The sequence below is a fragment of the Cutibacterium avidum ATCC 25577 genome (assembly GCF_000227295.1).
Taxonomy (GTDB): Bacteria; Actinomycetota; Actinomycetes; order Propionibacteriales; family Propionibacteriaceae; genus Cutibacterium; species Cutibacterium avidum.
Map to the genome: position 1 here is coordinate 144,441 of NZ_JH165054.1, position 21,981 is coordinate 166,421.

The 21,981-nt window shown below is 63.0% G+C and carries 21 protein-coding genes and 1 pseudogene; 5 read left to right on the top strand and 17 right to left on the bottom strand.

The features are described from left to right. Window positions 1-40: 40 nt before the first annotated feature. Both HMPREF9153_RS00640 and dxr read right to left on the bottom strand, forming a co-directional pair. Entirely contained in the window at window positions 41-1,318 is a 1,278-nt protein-coding gene (locus tag HMPREF9153_RS00640) for a M50 family metallopeptidase (RefSeq protein ID WP_023031682.1), read from the bottom strand. After that, window positions 1,315-2,538, bottom strand: a complete 1,224-nt coding sequence (gene dxr, locus HMPREF9153_RS00645) for a 1-deoxy-D-xylulose-5-phosphate reductoisomerase (RefSeq protein ID WP_004808701.1) — start codon at window positions 2,536-2,538, stop codon at window positions 1,315-1,317. Before dxr ends, HMPREF9153_RS00640 begins: the two co-directional genes overlap by 4 nt. Before the next feature lie 98 nt (window positions 2,539-2,636). Here dxr and HMPREF9153_RS00650 point away from each other — a divergent pair, with 98 nt between their 5' ends. Further along, window positions 2,637-4,007, top strand: a complete 1,371-nt coding sequence (locus HMPREF9153_RS00650; protein WP_004808702.1) for a serine hydrolase domain-containing protein — start codon at window positions 2,637-2,639, stop codon at window positions 4,005-4,007. A gap of 158 nt (window positions 4,008-4,165) precedes the next feature. On the opposite strand, the gene gdhA is transcribed toward HMPREF9153_RS00650, so the two are convergent. The 8 genes from gdhA to rpsB all read right to left on the bottom strand — a co-directional run bounded on the left by gdhA (window position 4,166) and on the right by rpsB (window position 11,902). Further along, window positions 4,166-5,503, bottom strand: coding sequence for an NADP-specific glutamate dehydrogenase (gene gdhA, locus HMPREF9153_RS00655; protein ID WP_004808703.1), 1,338 nt, complete (start codon window positions 5,501-5,503; stop codon window positions 4,166-4,168). 86 nt (window positions 5,504-5,589) lie between these two features. Then, window positions 5,590-6,807: a dual-specificity RNA methyltransferase RlmN gene (gene rlmN, locus HMPREF9153_RS00660; protein WP_036901915.1), complete on the bottom strand. Its 1,218-nt coding sequence runs from the start codon at window positions 6,805-6,807 to the stop codon at window positions 5,590-5,592. Between the two features lie 73 nt (window positions 6,808-6,880). Further along, window positions 6,881-7,537, bottom strand: a complete 657-nt coding sequence (locus HMPREF9153_RS00665; protein WP_004808705.1) for a disulfide bond formation protein B — start codon at window positions 7,535-7,537, stop codon at window positions 6,881-6,883. 250 nt (window positions 7,538-7,787) lie between these two features. Continuing rightward, window positions 7,788-8,651: a phosphatidate cytidylyltransferase gene (locus tag HMPREF9153_RS00675; RefSeq protein WP_004808707.1), complete on the bottom strand. Its 864-nt coding sequence runs from the start codon at window positions 8,649-8,651 to the stop codon at window positions 7,788-7,790. 11 nt (window positions 8,652-8,662) lie between these two features. Continuing rightward, window positions 8,663-9,217 (bottom strand): ribosome recycling factor, encoded by a 555-nt coding sequence (gene frr / locus HMPREF9153_RS00680; protein WP_004808708.1) that lies wholly within the window; start codon window positions 9,215-9,217, stop codon window positions 8,663-8,665. 33 nt (window positions 9,218-9,250) lie between these two features. After that, window positions 9,251-9,967 (bottom strand): UMP kinase, encoded by a 717-nt coding sequence (gene pyrH, locus HMPREF9153_RS00685; protein ID WP_004808709.1) that lies wholly within the window; start codon window positions 9,965-9,967, stop codon window positions 9,251-9,253. A 232-nt stretch (window positions 9,968-10,199) separates the two neighbouring features. Beyond that, the gene (tsf, locus tag HMPREF9153_RS00690) at window positions 10,200-11,012 is read right to left on the bottom strand and encodes a translation elongation factor Ts (RefSeq protein WP_004808710.1); all 813 of its coding nucleotides are present in this window, start codon (window positions 11,010-11,012) and stop codon (window positions 10,200-10,202) included. 35 nt (window positions 11,013-11,047) lie between these two features. Beyond that, complete coding sequence (gene rpsB / locus HMPREF9153_RS00695; protein WP_036979499.1) at window positions 11,048-11,902, bottom strand: 30S ribosomal protein S2; 855 nt, start codon at window positions 11,900-11,902, stop codon at window positions 11,048-11,050. Window positions 11,903-12,220: 318 nt separating this feature from the next. Between rpsB and HMPREF9153_RS00700 the strand changes: the two genes are divergently transcribed. Continuing rightward, window positions 12,221-13,156 carry a tyrosine recombinase XerC gene (locus HMPREF9153_RS00700; protein WP_036979501.1) on the top strand — a complete coding sequence of 312 codons (936 nt, stop codon included), beginning with the start codon at window positions 12,221-12,223 and terminating at the stop codon, window positions 13,154-13,156. Here the strand turns inward: HMPREF9153_RS00700 and HMPREF9153_RS00705 are convergent. Continuing rightward, window positions 13,118-13,869, bottom strand: a pseudogene (locus tag HMPREF9153_RS00705) (peptidoglycan DD-metalloendopeptidase family protein). The gene HMPREF9153_RS00700 and the pseudogene HMPREF9153_RS00705 overlap by 39 nt on opposite strands. Before the next feature lie 151 nt (window positions 13,870-14,020). Here HMPREF9153_RS00705 and HMPREF9153_RS00710 point away from each other — a divergent pair. Together HMPREF9153_RS00710 and def are read left to right on the top strand one after the other, a co-directional pair. Then, window positions 14,021-15,103 carry a lactonase family protein gene (locus HMPREF9153_RS00710; protein WP_036979503.1) on the top strand — a complete coding sequence of 361 codons (1,083 nt, stop codon included), beginning with the start codon at window positions 14,021-14,023 and terminating at the stop codon, window positions 15,101-15,103. Between the two features lie 66 nt (window positions 15,104-15,169). Continuing rightward, complete coding sequence (gene def, locus HMPREF9153_RS00715; RefSeq protein WP_004808715.1) at window positions 15,170-15,772, top strand: peptide deformylase; 603 nt, start codon at window positions 15,170-15,172, stop codon at window positions 15,770-15,772. Here the strand turns inward: def and HMPREF9153_RS00720 are convergent. Continuing rightward, entirely contained in the window at window positions 15,756-16,595 is an 840-nt protein-coding gene (locus HMPREF9153_RS00720) for a TrmH family RNA methyltransferase (RefSeq protein WP_004808716.1), read from the bottom strand. The two genes, def and HMPREF9153_RS00720, sit on opposite strands and share 17 nt — an antisense overlap. Window positions 16,596-16,627: 32 nt before the next feature. Here HMPREF9153_RS00720 and HMPREF9153_RS00725 point away from each other — a divergent pair, with 32 nt between their 5' ends. Beyond that, entirely contained in the window at window positions 16,628-17,614 is a 987-nt protein-coding gene (locus tag HMPREF9153_RS00725) for a bile acid:sodium symporter family protein (protein WP_004808717.1), read from the top strand. Window positions 17,615-17,618: 4 nt separating this feature from the next. On the opposite strand, the gene HMPREF9153_RS00730 is transcribed toward HMPREF9153_RS00725, so the two are convergent. The 5 genes from HMPREF9153_RS00730 to HMPREF9153_RS00750 form a co-directional block, all read right to left on the bottom strand. Beyond that, window positions 17,619-18,755 carry an MFS transporter gene (locus HMPREF9153_RS00730; RefSeq protein ID WP_004808718.1) on the bottom strand — a complete coding sequence of 379 codons (1,137 nt, stop codon included), beginning with the start codon at window positions 18,753-18,755 and terminating at the stop codon, window positions 17,619-17,621. Then, complete coding sequence (locus tag HMPREF9153_RS00735; protein ID WP_004808719.1) at window positions 18,752-19,093, bottom strand: ArsR/SmtB family transcription factor; 342 nt, start codon at window positions 19,091-19,093, stop codon at window positions 18,752-18,754. Before HMPREF9153_RS00735 ends, HMPREF9153_RS00730 begins: the two co-directional genes overlap by 4 nt. Before the next feature lie 169 nt (window positions 19,094-19,262). Continuing rightward, window positions 19,263-20,531: an SPFH domain-containing protein gene (locus HMPREF9153_RS00740; RefSeq protein WP_004808720.1), complete on the bottom strand. Its 1,269-nt coding sequence runs from the start codon at window positions 20,529-20,531 to the stop codon at window positions 19,263-19,265. A gap of 85 nt (window positions 20,532-20,616) precedes the next feature. Then, the gene (locus HMPREF9153_RS00745; protein WP_004808721.1) at window positions 20,617-21,081 is read right to left on the bottom strand and encodes an NfeD family protein; all 465 of its coding nucleotides are present in this window, start codon (window positions 21,079-21,081) and stop codon (window positions 20,617-20,619) included. A gap of 25 nt (window positions 21,082-21,106) precedes the next feature. Further along, window positions 21,107-21,892: an ABC transporter ATP-binding protein gene (locus HMPREF9153_RS00750; RefSeq protein WP_036979508.1), complete on the bottom strand. Its 786-nt coding sequence runs from the start codon at window positions 21,890-21,892 to the stop codon at window positions 21,107-21,109. Window positions 21,893-21,981: the final 89 nt, after the last annotated feature.

The following is a 21,981-nucleotide window of genomic DNA, read 5'->3' on the forward strand; positions in this document are numbered from 1 at the left end:
ACCCGGCATCTCACGGCTAATTCACAGGATTGCCGGAGAGTCAGAAGATCTTGACTGGGGAAACGACGTCAGCGACGACGAGGATGAGCCCCATGGCAAGCATGAGGACGCCGATGACCCATGCCACGGGCAGCATCATCGCGGTATCGGCCGGGCCCGGATCAGGCTTTCCCGCAAGCCGGAAGATCCGCCGTTTGCACGCCTCGTAGATGGCTCCGGCGATATGTCCGCCATCCATGGGTGGCAGGGGCACCACGTTGAACCAGAAGAGGAAGAGATTGAGGCCACCGAGCAAGCTCGTTCCCGAGGCAACCTTGTCCCCGAAAGTCAGTTGCCCATTGCCTGCGATGTCTCCGGCAACTCGCGACGCTCCCACGATGCTCATCGGGCTGTTGACATCACGAGTCTTGCCGGTGACCATGTCGGAGGCGACATTCCAGGTCAGCACGGGGAGTCTGGCCAGGGCGCTCAACGACTGCTGCGACATCACCCACATCTGGGAGACGGTATCCCCCGGCCCGGAATGAACGATCACCATCGTCGGGCTGAATCCCAGATATCCCACCTTGACGCTGCGGCCAGGGTTGTTGATGTCTGGCATCTCATTGAGGATGGTCCGAGTCGGTTTCAGAGCCACCAGGTGACCGTCCCGCTCCACCTCCAGACGGACTCCCCCGTCCCCGTTGTCACGGATGAGTTCTTGCAACTGGGACCAGGACTCGACCTGTTCGCCGTTGAAGGAGACAATGCGGTCCCCCGGCTGCAGCCCGGCTCTCGCTGCCGGGGCCGGCGGGTCGTCCGACGAGCACTCCTGTGTCCTGGCCATCTGGACACACGGAGTCACCGCGGCCACCGTGGTCGTCTCGGCGGGCCGGCCGTAGATGCCGAACACTCCCCAGAACAACAGGAAGGCCAGCAGCAGGTTGGTGAGGATTCCGCCACTCATGATGATGAGACGCTGCCAGACGGGCTTGTCGCTGAAGAGACGTCCGCGGTCCGCGTCAGTGATCTCCTCGGCCTCGGCCGCCCTGGCCTCGTCGGCCAGCTTCGTCAGCTTGTTGGCATGACGGTGATGCACCTCGGCGGGATACATCCCGACCAGGCGCACGTAGCCGCCGAGCGGTATCCACTTGAACCCGTACTCGGTCTCGCCGCGTTCGACCGACCACATCTTGGGCCCGAATCCGGCGAAGAACTCGGTGACCTTGACCCCGAAGATCTTGGCCGGGATGAAGTGGCCACACTCGTGCAGCAGAACCGAAAGGATGATGAGGGCGAAGAAGAGGATCCCCGCCAGCACCTCGACCAGTACGGTCACTGGCCGCGTCCCCGTGCGCACAGCTCGGCGGCGCGGCGGCGGCCCCACGAGTCGGCCGCCAGCACGGCGTCGAGGCTGAGGGCTTCGTCACCGATGTGACGAGCGCCAGGCGCGCCATTGCCGTCACCGGACAGATGCTCGTCGAGGACGGTGGCGATGGTGTCAGTGATGTCGAGGAATCCGATGCGGCCCTCGCAGAAGGCGTCGACACAGGACTCGTTGGCGGCATTGAAGACGGCCGGAGCGGTGCCGGACGCCTTACCCGAGCAACGCGCCAGTTCGACAGCCCCGAAGGTCTCGTTGTCCAGCGGCTCAAAGGTCCACTGGGTGGCCGTCGACCAGTCACAACCAGCCGCGGTGTCAGGGATGCGATCGGGCCACGACAGACCCAGGGCGATCGGCAGCCTCATGTCGGGTGGAGATGCCTGGGCGATGGTGGCGCCGTCCCAGAACTCCACCATGGAGTGGACGACGGACTGGGGATGGACGACGACGGTGATGTCGTCGAGGTCGACGTCATAGAGCAGGGCGGCCTCGAGCAGTTCCAAGCCCTTGTTGACCAAGGTCGAGGAGTTGATCGTGATGACGCGGCCCATGTTCCAGGTGGGGTGCTTCATGGCGTCGGAGGCGGTGACGTCAGCCAGGGACTCCCTGTCACGGCCGCGGAACGGACCACCGGAGGCCGTCAGGACGAGACGGCGCACCTCATTGCGTCCACCTCCGCGCAGACACTGGGCAAAGGCGGAGTGCTCCGAGTCGACCGCGACGATCTGTCCGGGAGCGGCCGCCTGAGTGACGAGCCTGCCACCGATGACCAGGGACTCCTTGTTGGCCAGGGCCAGGGTCGTCCCGGCAGCAAGGGTTGCCAGGGTCGGGCGCAGACCGGCAGCTCCGGTGATGGCATTGCAGACGACGTCAGCGGGCATCCCGGCCAGCTGAGTCGAAGCCTCCGGACCAGCCAGGATCTGAGGATCGGGCACCGGGACATCGCGGGACCCGGCCTGGACAGCCAGTGCTCTCATGAGTTCCTCGGCTGCGTCCTCCCGTGCGATCGCCACCACGGGAATGGAGAAGTCGAGTACCTGCTGGGCCAGCAGGCCAACGTCTGAACCACCTGCCGATATGCCGGCGACCTCGAATTGGTCACGGCGTGACGCAATGACCTCCAGGGTCTGCGTTCCGATCGATCCAGTGGAGCCGAGAATGATGACCTTCTTCACCCTGCCAGTCTGTCACGACCATTCCGAAGGGCCGATTCGAGGGAGAATCCGTTCAATCGTCGTCTCAATGCCCTGGTCAGCGGCCCTACAGTGGATTCATGATCGACAGTGTCCTCGACATCACCGCGGATGCCCTCGAAGAAGCCGGGGCCCACCCCCATCGACTCATCGTCCGTCAGCACGGACAGGTCGTCGGGCGGCGTCGCTGGGCACCCTGGAGCCCCGACGTCCCCGGCCTCGTCTATTCCTGCTCGAAGACCTTCACCTCTGCTGCCGTCGGCATCGCAGTGGACCGTGGCGCCTTCGGGTACGACGACACCCTGGCCAACCTGTTGCCCACCTCCTGCACCGGTGAGACCGGCCCGATAGCCAGATCCATCAGGGTCCGTGACGTCCTGGCGATGGCGAGTGGCCACTCCCCCGAACAACTCACCGAGCCTCCCCTGGGCGTACTGCGAATTCCCAGCACCGAGACCGCTCAGCTGTGGTTGGCGACCGAACCTGCCGGACGTCCCGGGGCCGACTTCGCCTACAACAATCTCGGCACCTGGCTGCTCTCTCGGATCGTGCGTCGACACACCGGGGTGGATGTCGACGCCATCATCACCCGAGAGGTACTGGAACCGCTGGGTTGTGGGCCACACAGCTGGGCCGGCGACATGGATGGCATTCCGTTGGGGTTCAGTGGCCTGCACATCGACGCCGAGGACATGGGTCGGTTCGCCCAGCTCCTCCTCGACGACGGCATCCATGACGGCAAGCGTCTGCTCCCCCGGGAATGGATCGAGCAGCACCGCGTCAAGCATGTCGGATCCGATGGCCTCACCGGCCCCGAGTGGGGACTGGGTTATGGCTGGCAGACCTGGATCTCGAGCCACGGCTACCGTCTTGACGGCGCCTTCGGCCAGTTCGCCCTCGTCATCCCCGAGGTCGACGCTGTCGTCGTCATGACCAATGAGGTCGGCGAGGGCCCCGGGGACAAACAGGCGATTCTGCAGATCGTCTGGGATCATCTCGTTCCGGCGCTGGTGGAGGGGATCGATCCCAAGCCCGAGGAAATTGTCCGCACCCTGCCCACGGTCTCCGGGAAGTTCGACCCGGCGCGCTCGGTGCAGGGAATCGTCGATGGTTCTCACATTGTCGTGTCCCCTCGCGGTGACGGTGACGGCTGGGCGATGTCATGGCACTGCGCCCAACCCCAGTTCGGCATCTTCGACGCCGCTCTCGACCTCGTCGTCGGCCATGACGAGTGGCTGACGTGTCACTGCCGTGTCGGTGAGGGTTCCATAGACATCGCGGCAAGCGGTGGTTGGCAGGGCGAGACCTTCATCGCGAAACTTGACGTCATCTCCAGTCCCCACGGCCTGACTGTGCGGATGTCGCCGGGTTCCACGACGATCCAGTGGGATTGTGTCCCCCTCGATCCCCGCGGTCTGTTTGGTTTGGTCCACCCAGAGCCGCATCGATGAGCCCGTCCCACATCGAGATCGAGATGGTCGAGCAGCCGGAGCAGACAGCACCGGATCCGTCCGGACTCGTGAAGGGGCCGATCTGACCGAGTGTGCCACCCTTGCTGACGTCCATCATCTCGCTGCCACCGGCGGCGGACCAGGTGGGATGGAGGAGCTCAGACGACACCCATCGCGATGACGGCGTCCGCCACTTTGGTGAATCCGGCGATGTTGGCACCCATGACGTAGTCGCCTGGGTGTCCATAGGCGTCAGCGGTCTCGATGCAGCGATCATGGATGTCAGCCATGATCTGCTGCAGGCGGGCCTCGGTGGCGTCGAAGTCCCAGGAGTCGCGCGCGGCATTTTGCTGCATCTCCAGGGCCGAGGTGGCCACACCACCAGCGTTGGAGGCCTTGCCGGGAGCGAAGAGGACACCGGCATCATGGAAGGCGTGCACAGCCTCGGGGGTACATGGCATGTTGGCACCTTCGGCCACGGCAACCACACCATTCCGGATGAGCGTGGCGGCCGCCTGACCGTTGAGCTCGTTCTGGGTCGCGCAGGGCAGGGCTACGTCAACCGTGGTGTCCCAGATCGAGCCGTCGGTGCGGAAGGTGGCCGAGTCGCGGCGAGCGGCGTACTCGCTGATGCGTGCCCGCTCGACCTCCTTGACCTGCTTGAGCAGGGCGACGTCAATCCCCTTCTCATCCACGACGTACCCGTTGGAGTCCGAGCACGCGACGACGGTCGCACCGAGGTCCTGGGCCTTCTCGATGGCGTATATGGCGACGTTGCCCGACCCGGAGACGGTGACTCGCAGGCCGTCCAAGGACCTCCCATTGGTCGCCAGCATGCGCTGGACGAAGAAGACCGCACCGTAGCCGGTGGCCTCGGTGCGCACCAAGGAACCACCCCAGGTGAGTCCCTTTCCGGTGAGAACCCCGGACTCGTGACGGTTGGTGATCCGCTTGTACTGGCCGAAGAGGAAACCAATCTCACGGCCACCGACGCCGATGTCACCGGCAGGGACGTCGGTGTGCTCACCGAGATGGCGGTAGAGCTCGGTCATGAACGACTGGCAGAACCTCATGACCTCATCTTCGGAGGCGTCGTGCGGATCGAAGTCCGAGCCGCCCTTGGCACCACCAATCGGCATACCGGTCAGCGCATTCTTGAAGACCTGCTCGAAACCGAGGAACTTGATGGTTCCCAGGTACACCGAGGGGTGGAATCGCAGTCCGCCCTTGTACGGCCCCAGTACCGACGAGTACTCGACACGGAAGCCACGATTGATGCGCACCTTGCCCTTGTCATCGACCCACGGGACCCGGAAGATGATCTGACGCTCCGGTTCGCAGATACGCGACAGGACTGCTGCCTCGACGTACTGCGGGTTCTTCTCGAGCACCGGGCCGAGGGACTCGAAGATCTCCCGCACGGCCTGGTGGAACTCGGCCTCTCCCGAATTGCGCTTCAGCACCGCCTCGTAGGCGTCCTCAAGCTGGCTATCCATCCAGCGACCTCCTTCATGTGCAGACGTCCTTCGGATGATTTTCGCACCACATCGCCCCGAGCCATCCCCCTGGCTCGCCCAATGGACTAGTTGCCCAAACCTTCCGAGCGTCCCACAGCAGCCAACTGACCACATGCGCCATCAATTTCGGAACCTCGGGTGTCGCGCACCGTGACCGGAATCTTCCAGCGCTCCAGGGTCTCGACAAAGGCGTCCTGATCCTCCGGGCGTGACGCCGTCCAGCGCGAACCCGGGGTCGGGTTGAGCGGGATGAGGTTGACGTGAGCCCAGGTCCAGTCGCCACGACGACGGATCTGGCGAGCCAGCACGGCGGCCCGGTCAGCCTGGTCGTTGATGTCCTTCATGAGGGCGTACTCGATCGAGACCCGACGCTTGGTCTTCTCGGCGTACTGCCAGGCTGCATCGAGGAGCTCGTCGACCTTCCAACGACGGTTGACCGGGATGAGTTCATCACGCAACTCATCGTCGGGGGCATGCAGGGAGACGGCCAGGGTGACGGGTATCCCCTCCTCAGTCAGCGCCTTGACACGCGGCACGAGACCAACGGTAGAGATCGTCAGGGCCCGGGCACTCATGCCAACCCCGTCGGGCCCCTCAGCGGTCAAGGTGCGAATCGCAGTGAGCACCGAACGGTAATTGGCCATCGGCTCGCCCATACCCATGAAGACGATGTTGTGAACCCGGCCGCTGGCCCCGGGAACCTCTCCAGCCTCGATGAGACGGTTGGCCGCCAGCACCTGGCTCACGATCTCAGCGGTGGACATGTTGCGCTGGATACCGCCCTGCCCGGTCGCACAGAACGGGCAGGCCATGCCGCAGCCGGCCTGGGAGGAGATGCACAAGGTGGTGCGAGCCGCAGAATGACGGGTGGCTGGGTAATGCATGAGAACCGACTCCACCAGCGCCCCGCCATGTAGCCGCCACAGAGTCTTCACGGTCATGCCACGGTCGCAGGACTGCCGGGAGACCTGGGTCAACAGGGTCGGGAACCAGGCGTCGGCGACTTCCTGACGGGCTGACTTGGGCAGGTCGGTCCACTCGGTGGGGTCAACCTCCCAACGGTCGAAGACGTGGGTGGAAATCTGGCGCGCGCGGAAGGCCGGCAGACCGAGACCCTTGACTGCCTGCACCCTCTCCTCGACGCTCAGATCGATCCAGTGAAGAGGAGGTTTCGCACGACTCGGGGTATTCACCACGAGTGGCACTTCCTTGCCCGGCTCGGCGAGCGGCGTGGAGGGGAGAACAAGACCTGACGTGCTGACGGGACTTCCGGTCGATGACATCATGCCCCCATTATCCCCAGCTCCCACCATCCGACCACACGAGTCGACGTCTGCTAAGTACGGTTCCGCGACGTCATCTCGGCGAACAGTTCTGCACCAGCTCGTAGCAGGCCGGATCACCGGGCAGGAGGAAGTGGAATCCCTCAAGAAAGACGATCATGGCGAGGTTCGCCACGACGATGAGGGCAAATAGCCATATGATGACAGCGGATATGGCGTGGGCCTTGACACCACGAGGGGTAAGCCACGGAGCGAAGATCATCATGACGCCACAGAATGTTATGACGATGGCAAAGGTGATGAAGGCCCAAGTGTAGGTGCTCAACCCGAAAGCTTTGGAACCATACCCGGGATCCCCAGGCTGAATATGCAACAGGATGTGACGTGCCGATTCCGCTGCGCCAAGGACCGCCGAGAGGATCGATACGCCATAGCCCAGGCAAAAATCAGCCATCATCACGGACCCGCGCCGAGTGCGTACAATGATGTAAAGAGGCCCCAAAGAAGCAAGCATCATCGAATACCTCTGAAGCATGCACAGTGGACATGGGTATTCATGCAACCCGAATTGCACGATGAATCCACCCGCTAGAACCCCAATGTAGGCCAGCAGGAAGAGGTTCGCTCCCCAGAAGCCCACGGTAGGAAACACCCGCCCTGCTCCAGTCGGGATTCGTTCCGAATCTGACACCGTTTGACTTTCGACTTCGATGTCGTCGTTCCTTACCATGACAGCCCCAGATCACTCGTCGCATGCAGCGACAACAGAATCACGCAAAGCGCTGCGATGACCATGACGGAAACAATGAATACCGACTTCCTGACACCACGTAGTATCATTGTCAGCACCAACACGGCGATGAGGACCATGATAATAATGTCCATCTCCGCCCCCATCTATATCTAATAGCTACTACTCAGTAAATAGTACATCATCGGACCTTGGTCAAGCTCATAGCGGAGTGGCCCCGCGACTACGGTCACAGCACCAGGGACATGACGAGCCATGCGAAGGGTGCTGAGAACAGCACCGAGTCCAGCCGGTCCATCACTCCACCGTGGCCGGGCAGAAAGTTCGACATGTCCTTGATACCGGCATCGCGTTTGATCATCGACTCGACGAGATCTCCCGCAGTCCCAGTGAACGCGAGAACCACGCCGAGGAGCAAACCGGCCCATGCCGGAGCTGAGAGCAGGCCGCCCAGACAGGCCCATCCGACGAGGGCCGCAGTGATGACGGATCCGGCGAATCCCTCCCAGCTCTTCTTGGGGCTGATCATCGGGGCCATCTTATGCTTGCCGAAAAGCACCCCGATGGCATAGCCGCCAGTGTCGGAGGCGACGACACTGAGGATCCAGGTGGCGATGCGCCGACTGCCTCCGTCGTCTCCCATCATGAGTGGGACGAAGCAGCCCAACAGCGGCAGGTAGGCGATGGTGAACAGACTCGCTGCGACATCCTCGACGAATCCGTCGGAACCGCGCGGCAGACGCCATGCCATCGCCGCGACCGTCGTCGCCCCGAGGGTGGCAATGAGGAAGGTGTTGGGCAGGATGTGGAGGTCCATCGTCGAGGCCGCGTAGGCCCCGACGACCATCATCACGGTGCCGACACAGATCGGCACAACTGCAGAATCCATGCCCAGCCGAGCCATTGCTCGATGAAGCTCGATGGCTCCGGCCACCAGAGCAAGGGCCATCAGCAGGACGAACCCCCAGTGCCACCACCCGACGGTGCCGATGACGGCCCCGCACAGCACCACACCCGTGGTGATGGCGGCAGGAAGATCACGGCCAGCACGTGGGGTACGTGTGGCCGTGGCCTTCTGCTGCGAGTTGTCCATCCTGAATCCGATCAGATCTCGAGGAGCTCGCTCTCCTTGGACTTCAGGAGCTCGTCGATCTGTTCGACGTACTTGCGTGTGACCTGGTCGAGCTCCTTCTCCAGACGAGTCATCTCGTCCTCGGAGATCTCCTTGTCCTTCTCCTGCTTCTTGACGATGTCGTTGCTTGCGCGACGGACGTTGCGGACGGCGATACGGCCTTCCTCAGCCTTCGCCTTGGCCATCTTGATGTATTCCTTGCGGCGCTCCTCGGTGAGGGCCGGCAGGACACAACGCACGACGTTGCCGTCGTTGGAGGGGTTGACCCCCAGATCCGAGTCGCGGACGGCCTTCTCGACCTCGTTGACGCAGCTCTTGTCGAACGGGGCGATGAGGACGGTGCGAGCCTCCGGAACCTGGAAGCTAGCGAGCTGCTGCAGGGGGGTGGGGGCGCCGTAGTAATCGACCATGATCTTGTTGAACATGGCGGGATTGGCACGTCCGGTGCGAATGGCCGCGAACTCCTCGCGGGCATGGTCGACCGCTGACCCCATCTTCTTCTCGGCGTCCTTGATGATGTCGCTCACTGTGTAGTCCTTCCTTGGTATGTCTTCGATGGTTCAGCGATGGACGGTGGTGCCGATCTCCTCACCATTGATGACACGGGCGATGTTGCCCGGGGTCTCGAGGTTGAAGAAGATCATCGTCAGATCGTTGTCCCTGGCCATGGCGACGGCGGTGGCGTCGGCGACCTTGAGGTCACGTGACAGGAACTCGTCGTAGGTCAGTTCATCGAACTTGTGGGCGTTCGGGTTGGTCTTGGGATCGCTGTCATAGACGCCGTCCACCCCCTGCTTGCCCATGAGCAGGGCATCCGCGCCGATCTCGAGGGCTCGCTGGGCGGCAACGGTGTCGGTCGAGAAGTACGGCATCCCAGACCCAGCGCCGAAGATGACAACTCGTCCCTTCTCCATGTGACGCTCAGCCTTGCGGGGAATGTACGGTTCGGCGACCTGGCCCATGGTGATGGCGGTCTGGACGCGGGTGTCGACTCCGGCCTTCTCACAGAAATCCTGCAGGGCGAGGCAGTTCATGACAGTGCCGAGCATGCCCATGTAATCAGCGCGGTCACGCTGCATGCCGCGTTGCTGAAGCTCAGCTCCACGGAAGAAGTTCCCACCTCCGACGACGACGGCCACCTGGACGCCGCTGTTAGCGATATCGGCGATCTCGCGGGCCTTGGCGGCCACGACATCGGCGTCGACACCGATTCCTCCCCCTCCGAAAACCTCTCCGGACAATTTGAGAAGAACTCGGTTGTAGCGCTCTGGCATCATCTCTCCTGGTCGGCGGACATTGACGCGGGATGCGTCACTTCAGCTTAGCCCGAGGATGGCTACCGCCGCAGTTCACCGTGGTCTTGACCGGCATTCACTACCCGGGGATCCCGTCATGGATGGCCCGGGACCTCTGAACTCCAGCGAACCCTCGAGTCCGAGAACGACGAACGGTCCCACCACGTGGTGGGACCGTTCGTGTCAGTCATCCCCGGTTCACACCGGGAAGGAGTCACTCTCCAGCGGAGAAGCGCACGAAGCGCTTGATGGTGACGTCAGCGGCCTCAAGGGTCTGGGCGACGGACTTCTTGTCGTCGGAGATGGCCGGCTGGTCGAGCAGGCAGTTCTCCTTGTAGAAGCCGTTGAGACGACCTTCGACGATGCGGTCGATGATCTTCTCGGGCTTGCCCTCCTCGCGGGCGATGTCACCGGCGACGGTGCGCTCGTGCTCGACGACGTCGGCGGGGACCTCGTCACGAGACAGCCAGCGCGGGTTCATGGCGGCGATCTGCAGGCAGACGCCGTGCACGGCCTCCTTGTCGTCACCCTCGTACTCGACCATCACGCCGACCTGCGGGGGCAGGTCTTGGGAACGACGGTGAAGGTAGACGTGGGCGTTGCCGTCGACGTGGGCGGCGTTGGCGAGCTCGATCTTCTCGCCGATCTTGGCGGCGAGCTCACCGAGCTTGTCGGCGATGGTGGTGCCGTCGGCCAGGGTGGCGGCGTTGGCGGCGTCCTTGGAGTCGGCTCCAGCCTTCTCGACGGCCTCGGCGATCTCCTTGGCAGTGGCGATGAACTCCTCGTTCTTGGCGACGAAGTCGGTCTCGGAGCCGATGTGCACCAGAGAAGTACCGGCAGCGACGACCAGGCCGTTGCTGGCCTCGCGGTCGGAACGCTTGGCAGCCTTGGCGGCGCCGGAAACGCGCAGGATGTCAACGGCCTTGTCGAAGTCGCCGTCGGCCTCCGTGAGTGCCTTCTTGGCGTCCATCATGCCGGCGCCGGTGGCGTCGCGCAGCTTCTTGACCTCAGCAGCAGTGATAGCCATGGGTAATCTCAGTCCTGTCTAGACGTGGGCGAACTTCAGTTGGACTTCTCGGCCTCGTCGGCCTTGGGGGCGTCGGCCTTCGGCTCCTCGGCCTTGGCCTCGGTCTTGTTCTCAGCCTTGGCGTCGCCCCCCTGGAGGAGCTCACGCTCCCAGTCAGGCATGGGCTCAGCCTCGGCAACCTGGTCACCGGACTTGCCGGAGGAGCGAGCCATGAGGCCCTCGGCGGCGGCGTCGGCGATGATGCGGGTCAGCAGGGACACCGAACGGATGGCGTCGTCATTGCCCGGGATCGGGTAGTCGACCTCGTCCGGGTCGCAGTTCGTGTCGAGGATGGCGACAACCGGGATCTTGAGCTTGCGAGCCTCGTCGATGGCGAGGTGCTCCTTCTTGGTGTCGACAACCCAGATAGCCTGAGGAGTCTTCGGCATGTCGCGGATGCCACCGAGGTCCTTGGCCAGCTTGTCCTTCTCACGGGAGAGCATGAGCAGCTCCTTCTTCGTGAGACCGGAGCCGGAGACCTTGTCGAAGTCCATGGCCTCGAGCTCCTTGAGTCGGGCGATGCGCTTCGAGATGGTCTGGAAGTTAGTGAGCATTCCGCCGAGCCAACGCTGGTTGACGTAGGGCATGCCAACGCGGCTGGCCTGCTCGACGATGGACTCCTGAGCCTGCTTCTTGGTGCCGACGAAGAGAATCTGGCCACCCTTGGCGACAGTCTCCTTGACGAAGGCGTAAGCCTTGTCGATGTAGGTCAACGACTGGTGCAGGTCGATGATGTAGATGCCGTTGCGCTCGGTGAAGATGAAACGCTTCATCTTCGGGTTCCAGCGACGGGTCTGGTGTCCGAAGTGAACGCCGCTCTCGAGGAGCTGGCGAGTGGTGACGACGGCCATGACCGTGTCCTTCCTCATCAGGGCACACCACGGGTGTGCCAAACGGTTGTGCGGCGACGCGGGATTGCGTCACCTCCTGATGCATCACCGTTCGCCCGCCTGCCGTGGCAGGACCGTGGACGTCCGGTGTCGATGACGTCGATGCATGCGAAGTCAGCCCGAAAGAGTCCGGACTGCCCGGCCAGTTTATGACATGAAGTGGTGATCAAGCCAATCGCCGGCGTCCTCCTCGTAGCTGTGCTCCTCCCTCTCAGATCACCATTCCTCTCCGCGTGTCCACCTCGCCATCCCGACAGTGACAGGCCACAGTGGGAATCGATGAATCCCCGCCCTGACTCCCCGCGCCTTCCGAGTGCGCTCTCGGTGCCCATCGAGGACTTCTCCGATCATCTCGCAACCCTGCATCGCTCCCCCAACACCATTCGTGGCTACCGGGCTGACCTCACCGACCTCATGGAGCACGTGCACGACCACGGTGTCAACTCGATCGGACACATCAATACGGCCCGCGTGCGAGCCTGGCTGGCCGACACCCGGCTGGCTGGCGCAACGGCGGCCACCATGCAGCGCCGCTGGTCAGCGGCGCGGGTCTTCTTCCGATGGGCATCCAACGAGGGGCTCATCGACGGAGACCCGACGACCGCCCTGTCCTCGGCCAAGGCTCCGAAACGTCTGCCGACCACCCTCGGCGTCGAGCAGGCACGCCACATCCTTGACGATGCGGTTGCCGAGGCGCGCAGCGATGAGTCACCGCAGGGTGCCCGTGATGCCGCCATCCTGGAAGTGCTCTACGGAGGCGGCCTGCGCGTCGGTGAGCTGTGTGGTCTGGACCTGGGTGACGTCGACCGCTCTCGCCAGACGGTGCGAGTGACCGGCAAGGGAAACAAGCAACGCACCGTGCCGATGGGAGGGCCCGCGCTGCGCGCTGTCGACGAATGGCTCGGGCGTCGTCAGGAATGGGTCTGCTCCACCTCTGGAAGGGCACTCTTCCTCGGCACCCGTGGTGGTCGGATCGATCAACGAGTGGTGAGACGCATCGTTCACACCCATCTGCGAGCCGAACCGGATTCCCCCGACCTGGGGCCCCACGGACTGCGTCACGCCATGGCGACGCACCTTCTGGAGGGCGGAGCTGATCTACGAACCGTCCAGGACATGCTGGGACATGAATCACTGGCCACCACTCAGATCTACACGCACGTATCCACCGAGAGACTACGGACGGCTTTTCGTCAGGCTCACCCCAGGGCGTGACCCCTTCGGGTCACGGCCCGAGCCACCTGGTCGTCGACGAGGAGCACCCCATCACGACCGGCTCCCAGCCATGGCGGCATCAACGTACCGGCAGACCTCATACGAGGTTTCGCGCCGGGAAGCTCCAAGGGATGGCGAAGGTCCCGTCTGACCGACACCACCCGAGCTCGCCCCTGCATTGGCAGGAGACGTACCTCGGTGTCCAACAGGGTCATCGGATTCTGATACTCAGTTCCTTTCTTGAGTCCCCAGTGCAGACAAGTCCGGGAACATGGTGGTCCCACGCCCACTAGCCCAATGACCTGACCGGGAATGACGACGTCACCGACCGCCACGACAGGAACCACCGGCATGTGGGTGGTCCGCCGTCCGTCGGGCAACATGATGCTGACCACCCCGGTGCCGGCGACTTGTCCGGCGAAGACGACGACCCCAGCTGTGACGGTCCTCACCGGCTCCCCCGGCGATGCCGAGAACTCCACCCCACGGCTGCCGGGCAACCACGGCTTGGCCGGAGGATCGAACCCCTTGATGACGGGACCGGGCACGGGAGGACGCCTCCGGGCCGGCACGCCACGATCACCTGTCGGTCGTGCTCGCCACGACAGAGCTTCCGCGGACGGAGCCGCAACGCTGCGCGTAGGGGCAGGCAAGACCAACAGGCATGTCCCGATGACGATGATCAACACACTGATACAGACAGATTTCCTCACATCTTCAGTTGTCGTCCGAGCCCGCGACATCCGCCATCATCTTTCTGGCCTGTGGACAACCACACGACATTGGATGTCATTGCTTGTGGACAACCCCACGTCCTGCGTCATGTGGCCTTATGGAAGGCTCATCGTGAGTAGGCTGCCAATCATGGCCCTCACCCCAGTTCTTGCCTGCCATCGCACCACCGATGTCTCAGTTGGAGGTATCACCGCATGGCAGCTGACCGATGATTCCGACGGGCTCCACACCGAGATCGTCGGCAGCTGCCAGCTCGGGGATGCGTCCTGGGTGACGCCGCTGTACAACGTGGTTGCCGTGCTCTGCGAACGTGACAGCACCCTGTGGCTAGTCCACCCCGGACGCCAGTTCCAGGTTGTCGGAACCGTCGAGCTGGAAGGCCAATCGCCCTGTCACGGTACCGTCGATCCCACCGGTCGACTCATGGCGATCGCCGACTACGCCTCCGGTCAGGTTGAGTTCGTGGATCTGTCGGACCTGACCCGGCCGACGGTTCGTCACGTCCTGGATCTGGGCCAGGACCGCGCCTTTCCCGGCCCGCTGCCTGACCGCCAGGAAGGGCCTCACGCCCACCAGGTGACCTGGTTGGATCGCGCTCACCTCGCCGTCACCGACCTGGGGGCCGACCGTGTCTGTTTCCTGCGCTGGAGCGAGGCTGGTCCTGAGATCATCGGTTCTCTCAAGACCCCTGCCGGTATGGGCCCTCGTCACCTCACCCTCACCGAGGACGGCCGCAAGCAGATCCTGACCGTCGCCGGAGAATTGTCCGGAACGGTTAGCACTTGGTCACGGCCCACCGGACACGACATGTGGGCTCGGGATTGGCGATTCGTCACCGAGACGCCGTCATCGCGGTGGTCAAAGGTCCCTTCTCGGGGAGGTTATCCCTCCCAAGCACCTGCCCAGCCGTCTGCAATCGTGTCCTCCCCGGATGGCCAACACTTCGTCGCCAACCGTCTGGTGGGAAGTGTCGGGGTGTTGGAAGGCCGGTTCGGACGACTCGAACTGGTTGACGAATTCGACGGCACCGGGGCCAATCCGCGTGACATCACCGTGACCACGCAGGGCGGCACCCGAGTCTGGGCCGCACTGCCGGAAGAGGGCCACATCGCGATTCATTGCCGCGACGACCAGACCGGCGAGTGGCAGGTCGAGACCACCATCGACCAACCCGGGGTCATGCGGGTGCTCGTCGGCCCAACCATCGGGTGATCACGGGCACCTGCCCACTCGTGAGACAATCACCCCCGGACATTCATCAACCTCAGGAGATCAGCCATGCGCAAGCACACCCCCAATGACGACCCCCGTTGGGAGGATCTGTTCAAAGGTGGGTCCCTGCGCCGGGTCACCCGGTGGGGGGAGCCTGTTCTCCACGCCCAGACCCGCCCCGTCACCGAGTTCAACGAGGACCTGACGAACCTCATTCGTGACATGTTCACCACCATGGACGCCGCCGACGGTGTGGGTCTGGCCGCAACACAGGTGGGGGTTGACCTGTCTCTGTTCGTCTACATCTGCCCGGACGCCGACAACATCGTCCACCATGGTGCCTTCTGCAACCCGGTCGTCACCCTGCCGGAGGGACGCGATCGCCGCCTCGAGGCGGCTGACGAAGGCTGCCTCTCCTGGCCCGGCGGATTCCAGTCCCTGGCCCGCCCCGACCTGGCCACCTGCACGGGCCAGGATCCCTGGGGCAACGACATCACCGTCACCGGAACCGGTTTCTTCGCCCGCTGTCTGCAGCACGAGACCGACCACTGCAACGGAGTCGTCTTCGGGGACCGGCTCTCCAAGCGTTCACGTCGCAAGCTCGACGAGCAGCACGACAAGGTGGCCCATCTCTACCCCGACGACTGGCCGCTCACCCCGAAGGGCTGATTCGTGAGGGCGTGACGTCCCGCAACTCGTAGCAGGCCACCGCTGCGGCTGCTGCGACGTTGAGGGAGTCCACTCCTCCGGCCATCGGGATGCGCACCACGACGTCGGCCTGACTGATCCAGTGGGACGACAGACCCGCCCCCTCAGTGCCCATGAGCAGGGCAACCTTCCGTGGGTTGGCTCGCAGGTCCGCGGAGAACTCGTCCAGGGTGACCGAGTCGTCACTCAGGGCCATTGCCGCCACCGTGAAGCCATGGTTTCGCAGCTCGTCGAGACCACCTGACCAGTCCTCGAGCCTGGCCCAGGGCAGCTGGAAGACGGTTCCCATCGACGTCTTGATGGCTCGACGGTAGAGCGGATCGGCAGCGCGGGGGGCCAACAGGACACCGTCCCACCCGATGCCTGCGGCACACCGGATGATCGCGCCGACATTGGTGTGGTCCACGATGTCCTCGCACACCACCAGTCGGCGAGCATCCGTGAGATCGACGGCGCTCCAGCGGGTCTGTCGACACATCGACGCCAGAGCACCACGGTGGACGTGGAACCCGGTCACCTGCTCGGACAGGGCTTCGGAGACGACGTAGACCTCGACGTCAAGGTCGTCGAAGAGATCGCGCAGACCGTCGATCCAGCGAGGAGCCAGCAGGAATGATCTGGGCGGGTACCCCGCCTCACAAGCGCGCCGGATGACCTTGGCCCCCTCCGCGATGAAGAGCCCATGCTCAGCCTCCAAGGACTTTCGCAAGTTGACGTCGCGCAAGCTGACGTAATCGGCCAGGCGCGAGTCGGCCGGATCGTCGATGTCTATGAACGTTGCCACCGCTCCAACCTACCGGTGGCTATCGTGGGCAGGTGAGTTCCGCCAAGCCACGCCGCAAGCTGCCCATCGACGGATTCGTCATCGCCATCGTCATGACGGCCATCATTGGGTCGATCTTTCCTGCCACGGGGCCGGCTGTACCCGTCGTCGATCACGGCGTCACTGTCCTTATTTTTATCCTGTTCTTCCTCTATGGTGCCCGGCTGGAACCCCGCGAAACTCTCGACGGTCTCAAGAATTGGAAATTACAGGGAGCGATCCTGGTCTCTACCTTCGTCGTCTTTCCGCTCGTCGGACTGGCAATGCACGGCCTAGTGCCTTGGGCGATACCCAAAACCCTGTACGTCGGCATGTTGTGGATTTGCCTGGTGCCCTCGACGGTGCAGTCGTCGATCAACTTCACCTCGATCGCCCACGGCAACGTCGCGGGGGCCATCGTTGCAGCAACCACGTCGAATCTCTTGGGGACCTTCCTCACCCCCGTCCTGGCCCTCCTCATGATGTCGACGAGCGGCGGGCTGACGATTCAGGCGTCAAGCTTTCTTGATGTCATCATTCAATTGCTGCTGCCGTTTGTGTTGGGCCAGCTGTCACGTCGGTGGACCGCAGATTTCGTCACAAGGCACCGTAAGCCACTCAAATTTGTCGATCAGGGGTCAATCATCCTCGTCGTCTATTCGGCATTTTCAGAAGGTATGCGCGAGCACATGTGGTCCTTGGTGTCACCGGCATCGATGATCGTCCTGACCCTCATATGCCTGGTCCTGTTGTTCTTCATGCTGTGGTTGACCTGGGCAGGAGCCGGATGGCTCGGCTTCGACCGTGACGACCGTATCGCCATACAGTTTTGCGGCACCAAGAAATCGCTGGCCACCGGCCTACCGATGGCGACGGTGCTGTTCGCGGGACAGCCGGTCGGTCTCATCGTGCTGCCCCTCATGATCTTCCACCTGGCCCAGCTCATCGCTTGCGGAGTGCTGGCGGGACGCTATGCCCGCCAGCGGGAAACCACACAATGACGCGTCATGTCGACATCCGAATTCGCACAAGCTGAAGCAGGAACGCAACAATGACCGGGATTGCGGCGACATGTGCCAGGCTTTCACCGACGAATCCTTGGTCAACCAGGGCCGCGCCAGCCATCGATCCAATCGCCGATCCCAAATAATTTGCCGACGCGTTTGCGGCAACAGCTGTCGTGCCATCATGGGGATTGTCCGCCATAAGGGTGTGCTGCTGAGGGGCGAGTGACGCCCACCCCAGCATCCCCCAGCACAAAATGCTCATGGCCACAACGATGACCGATGGGTTCCAGGCCAGCATCAGGAATGCGAGTAAGAGCAATGCGGTGATCAAGGCCGTCACGACAGTCGAACGTCGTGCCGCGTCAACCACACGACCTACAAACAATGCACCTATGGCACCACCTATCCCCCACACCCATATCAGCCATACATGGGCCGAACTCAGGCCCAGGCCGTCAAGCAGAGGTATGAAATAGGTGTACAGCCCCAGTGAAGCGATCCCGGTACATAGAGTCACCAGCATGGTAACCACGTTTGACGCCTTGCCGAGAGTCGCAAAGCGTGCACCCGCAGAGGGGGTTTCCACATTCGCTATCCGGCCACGACCAAGCAGACCTATTCCCAGCATCGCGCATAGCCCGACCCCGACGATGAGGCCAAAGGTCCACCTCCACGAGGCCCAGTCAGCCACCATCAGCCCGAGCGGAACCCCAAACACAGTGCCGCATGCCAAACCCGCAAGGATCAAGGACAACGCGCGTCCCCTCCGGTCAGCCGAAACGCTGTGTGCGGCCACCGCCGACGACAGTGGAGAGTAAACACCGGCCGCAGCACCTGCAAGAAGCCGCGACGCGATAAAAACTGCAACTGTCGTCGCCAATGCGGAGATGATGTTCGATGCTACGAAGAGGGACAGCGCTAGAAGGAGTGACCGAGCGGCCCGCCTGCCAGCAACACCTGCAAGAACAGGCCCAGATATCGCGTAGGCAGCTGTGAAGGCCGCAACACCCAGCCCGACCGTGCCCGAACTGCTGCCGAGATCCGATGCGATCTTGGGCAACATGCCTGCAATGACATAAGCATCGAGACCGAGGGCGACGGTTCCCACAAAATAAGGCCACAACCTGCCGATCACGAGGCTGAGTCCTCACGGGAGACGTCGGCCGCCGAGCCGGCAAGGACCGAGTCGAGTAAACCCGGAAAACGGTCGTTGAGGTCTCGGGCGCGCAGAGAAATCAGGCAGGACCTGCCTTGAGAGCGGGTAAAGGTGATCCCGTTCTCCCGAAGGATACGGGTGTGATACGTCAAGGTTGAGCGCGGCAGATCATCCGCCAAGTCAAGACTGTCTGCCTCCTCGACCAGCGACAGGCGGCGCACCATCTCAAGACGAATCGGATCACTCAACGCATAGAGAACCCGCGGAAGGAGAATCTCCGACGCGTCAGGATGGACATATGTTCGAGACGGGGACATGGGACTCCTCAACACGGATACGACAACTGTGCATGTTTTCTTGCACGATAATCATGCAAGAAAACATGCACAGTGTCAATGGCCCCCATCGTCGTAGCGTGCCGCGTATCGGCGCCCCGTCCGTTGATAGCAGAGAGGCCGAGGCCATCATGGCCCCGGCCCAACTACCTCACTGATCCTGTGAAGGCCGCTGCCCTCCAAAGTGCTGATCACCGACGTATTGGGTGTTGGCCGGTTGATCAACCTGGTCTCCAGGAACTCCTTGTCGCCCCTGATCAGCAGCAGTCGACTCGGACTGAGCTTCAACCTGGGCAAGGGCCGAGGCGCCAGGAACCTGGCTCGGCTCCTTGTGACGTTTGCCTGACAGCCCCGGATTCTCCAGCTTGGCAGCTTCCTGAATGGCCTGTTGGACGGTGGCCTCGGAAGCCTCCTTCTCCTCAGCCTTCTGAGCCTCGATCTCGGCGAAGACGTCAACCTTCTCCGGCGCGGTGAACCGGCTCGGATCGGCGACCGAGAATCCACCCTCATCGGACCCCTGAGGTGCACCGCCGGCCATCGATCCCAGCCCCTTGAGGGCGTCATTGAGCTCGGACGGTACGACCCATACCTTGTTGGAGTCGCCGCGAGCCAGGGTCGGCAGCATCTGCATGTACTGGTAGGCCAACAGACCTTGGTCGGGCTGGCCGGCATGGATGGCATTGAACACCGTCGTGATGGCCTGGGCCTCGCCCTCGGCCCGCAGCATCTGGGCCTGACGGTCGGCCTGGGCTCGCAGCACGGCAGCCTCGCGATCACCCTGGGCACGCAAGATGGCGGACTCCCGGTCACCACCGGCCGACAGGATCTGAGACTGACGCTGACCTTCCGCCAACAGAATGGCGGCCCGCTTGTCACGCTCGGCCCGCGCACCCTTCTCCATCGCGTCGCGGATGGTAGGCGGCGGCTCGATAGCTCGCAACTCCACGCGATTGACCTTGATACCCCACTTTCCGGTGGCCTCATCGAGGACCGACCGAAGCTTCTGGTTGATCTCCTCGCGGCTGGTGAGAGCGGCCTCCATGTCCATGCCACCGATGATGTTTCGCAGCGTCGTCATGGTGAGCTGCTCGATGGCCGTCTTGTAGGACTGGGCCTCGTAAGCGGCGCGCTCGGGGTCAACGATCTGGAAGTAGATGACCGAGTCGATGTTCACCATCAGGTTGTCCTCGGTGATGACTCCCTGCGGCGGGAAGGGGACGACCTGCTCACGCATGTCGAGGTTGTACTGCACGCGATCGATGATGGGGATGACCAGGTGGGGGCCGGGGGTGAGTCGTCGGTTGAACTTTCCGAGCCGCTCGACCAAGCCAATCTTCTGCTGGTGGATGATCTTGATGCTCGAGGCCAGGAAGGCGACGAGCAGCGCAATGATCACCAGAACCACGATGAACTGGGGCATGGAAACTCCTGCAAGGGATCTTGGACCGTGCCGGTCACAACCCGGCACCGCATACATCATCCCAGATCAGGGGCAAATCTCCAGATCACGGACCGAGGCTCTTGAAAACTGGATATACGACGAGGGTTGTCCCGTCCACTTCGAAGACCTCAACCTTCTCGCCTGAGGCAATTGTCATGCCGGGCTCGACCGACCGAGCCGACCACTCCTCGCCGTCAACCTTGACTTGTCCGTGCCCATCGGTGATCTCACTGGTCGCGACGCCGTTGGAGCCAACCAACTTGTCCAAGGACGAACGGTATCCAGGAGCCTCTCGCACCCGTCGCAACAGGGTGGGACGCAGCACCGCCAGCATGAGGATGGCAACGGCCACGGCCACGATCGCCTGGACCAGAATCATCCCCGGCAGGAAGAAAGCTGTAAGGGCACCAGCAGCCGCTCCACCAGCCAACATGAGCAGGGTGAAATCACCGGTGAGCATCTCAGTGCAGGCCAGCACCGCCGAGCCGACCAGCCAGACCAGCCACGGCCAGTCCTCGAAGGGCTCCATCACGGCGTTCTCCCGTCGTCAGATATCAGTGAGCGGCGCGAGCGTTCCATCGGCCATCGACATGGCTGACGGTCAGCGGCATTCCGAAGGCACCCGAGAGAACCTCGGAGGTCAGGGTCGTCTCAACTGGCCCAGCAGCCACGATGCGGCCGTCAGCCATGATCAGGGCATGGGTGACGCCAGCCGGGATCTCCTCCAGGTGATGGGTGACGAGCACTGAGGCAGGAGCATCAGGATCGGTGAAGACGGACGAGAGCACGTCAACCAACTGCTCACGACCGGCGAGATCGAGGCCCGCCGCGGGCTCGTCCAGGAGCAGCAGCTCAGGATCAGTCATGAGTGCTCGGGCAATTTCGACCCGCTTGCGCTCCCCCTCGCTGAGGGTGCCCCAGGTGCGATCAACCATGCCGACCAGACCCATACGCTCCAGCAACTCATCGGCGCGGGTGACATCCTGCTCGTCATAGGCTTCACGCCAGCGTCCGACGACAGCCCAGGCAGCCGAGACGACGATGTTCCCGACCTTCTCCTGGGCCGGGATGCGGTGTGCCAGGGCCGAGGAGGCCATGCCGATACGTGGGCGCAGCTCAAAGACATCGACGGCTCCGAGGATCTCATCGAGGATTTCGACCAATCCCTCAGTGGGGTGAAGCTCAGCTCCCAAGACCTGCAGAAGGGTCGTCTTTCCCGCCCCATTGGGGCCAACCATCACCCAACGCTGGCCTTCTTCGACGTCGAGGTCGACATTGTCGAGGATCCATCGCTCCCCGCGTCGGACTCCCACGCCTGCCAACTGCGCCACTGCACTCATGCGTATGAACTTACCTTGTGTCGGCGACATTCACTGGCTGGCGCGACGAGGTTGGCGTGGTGTTGCCGGGAACTGTGGCCTTCGATGTC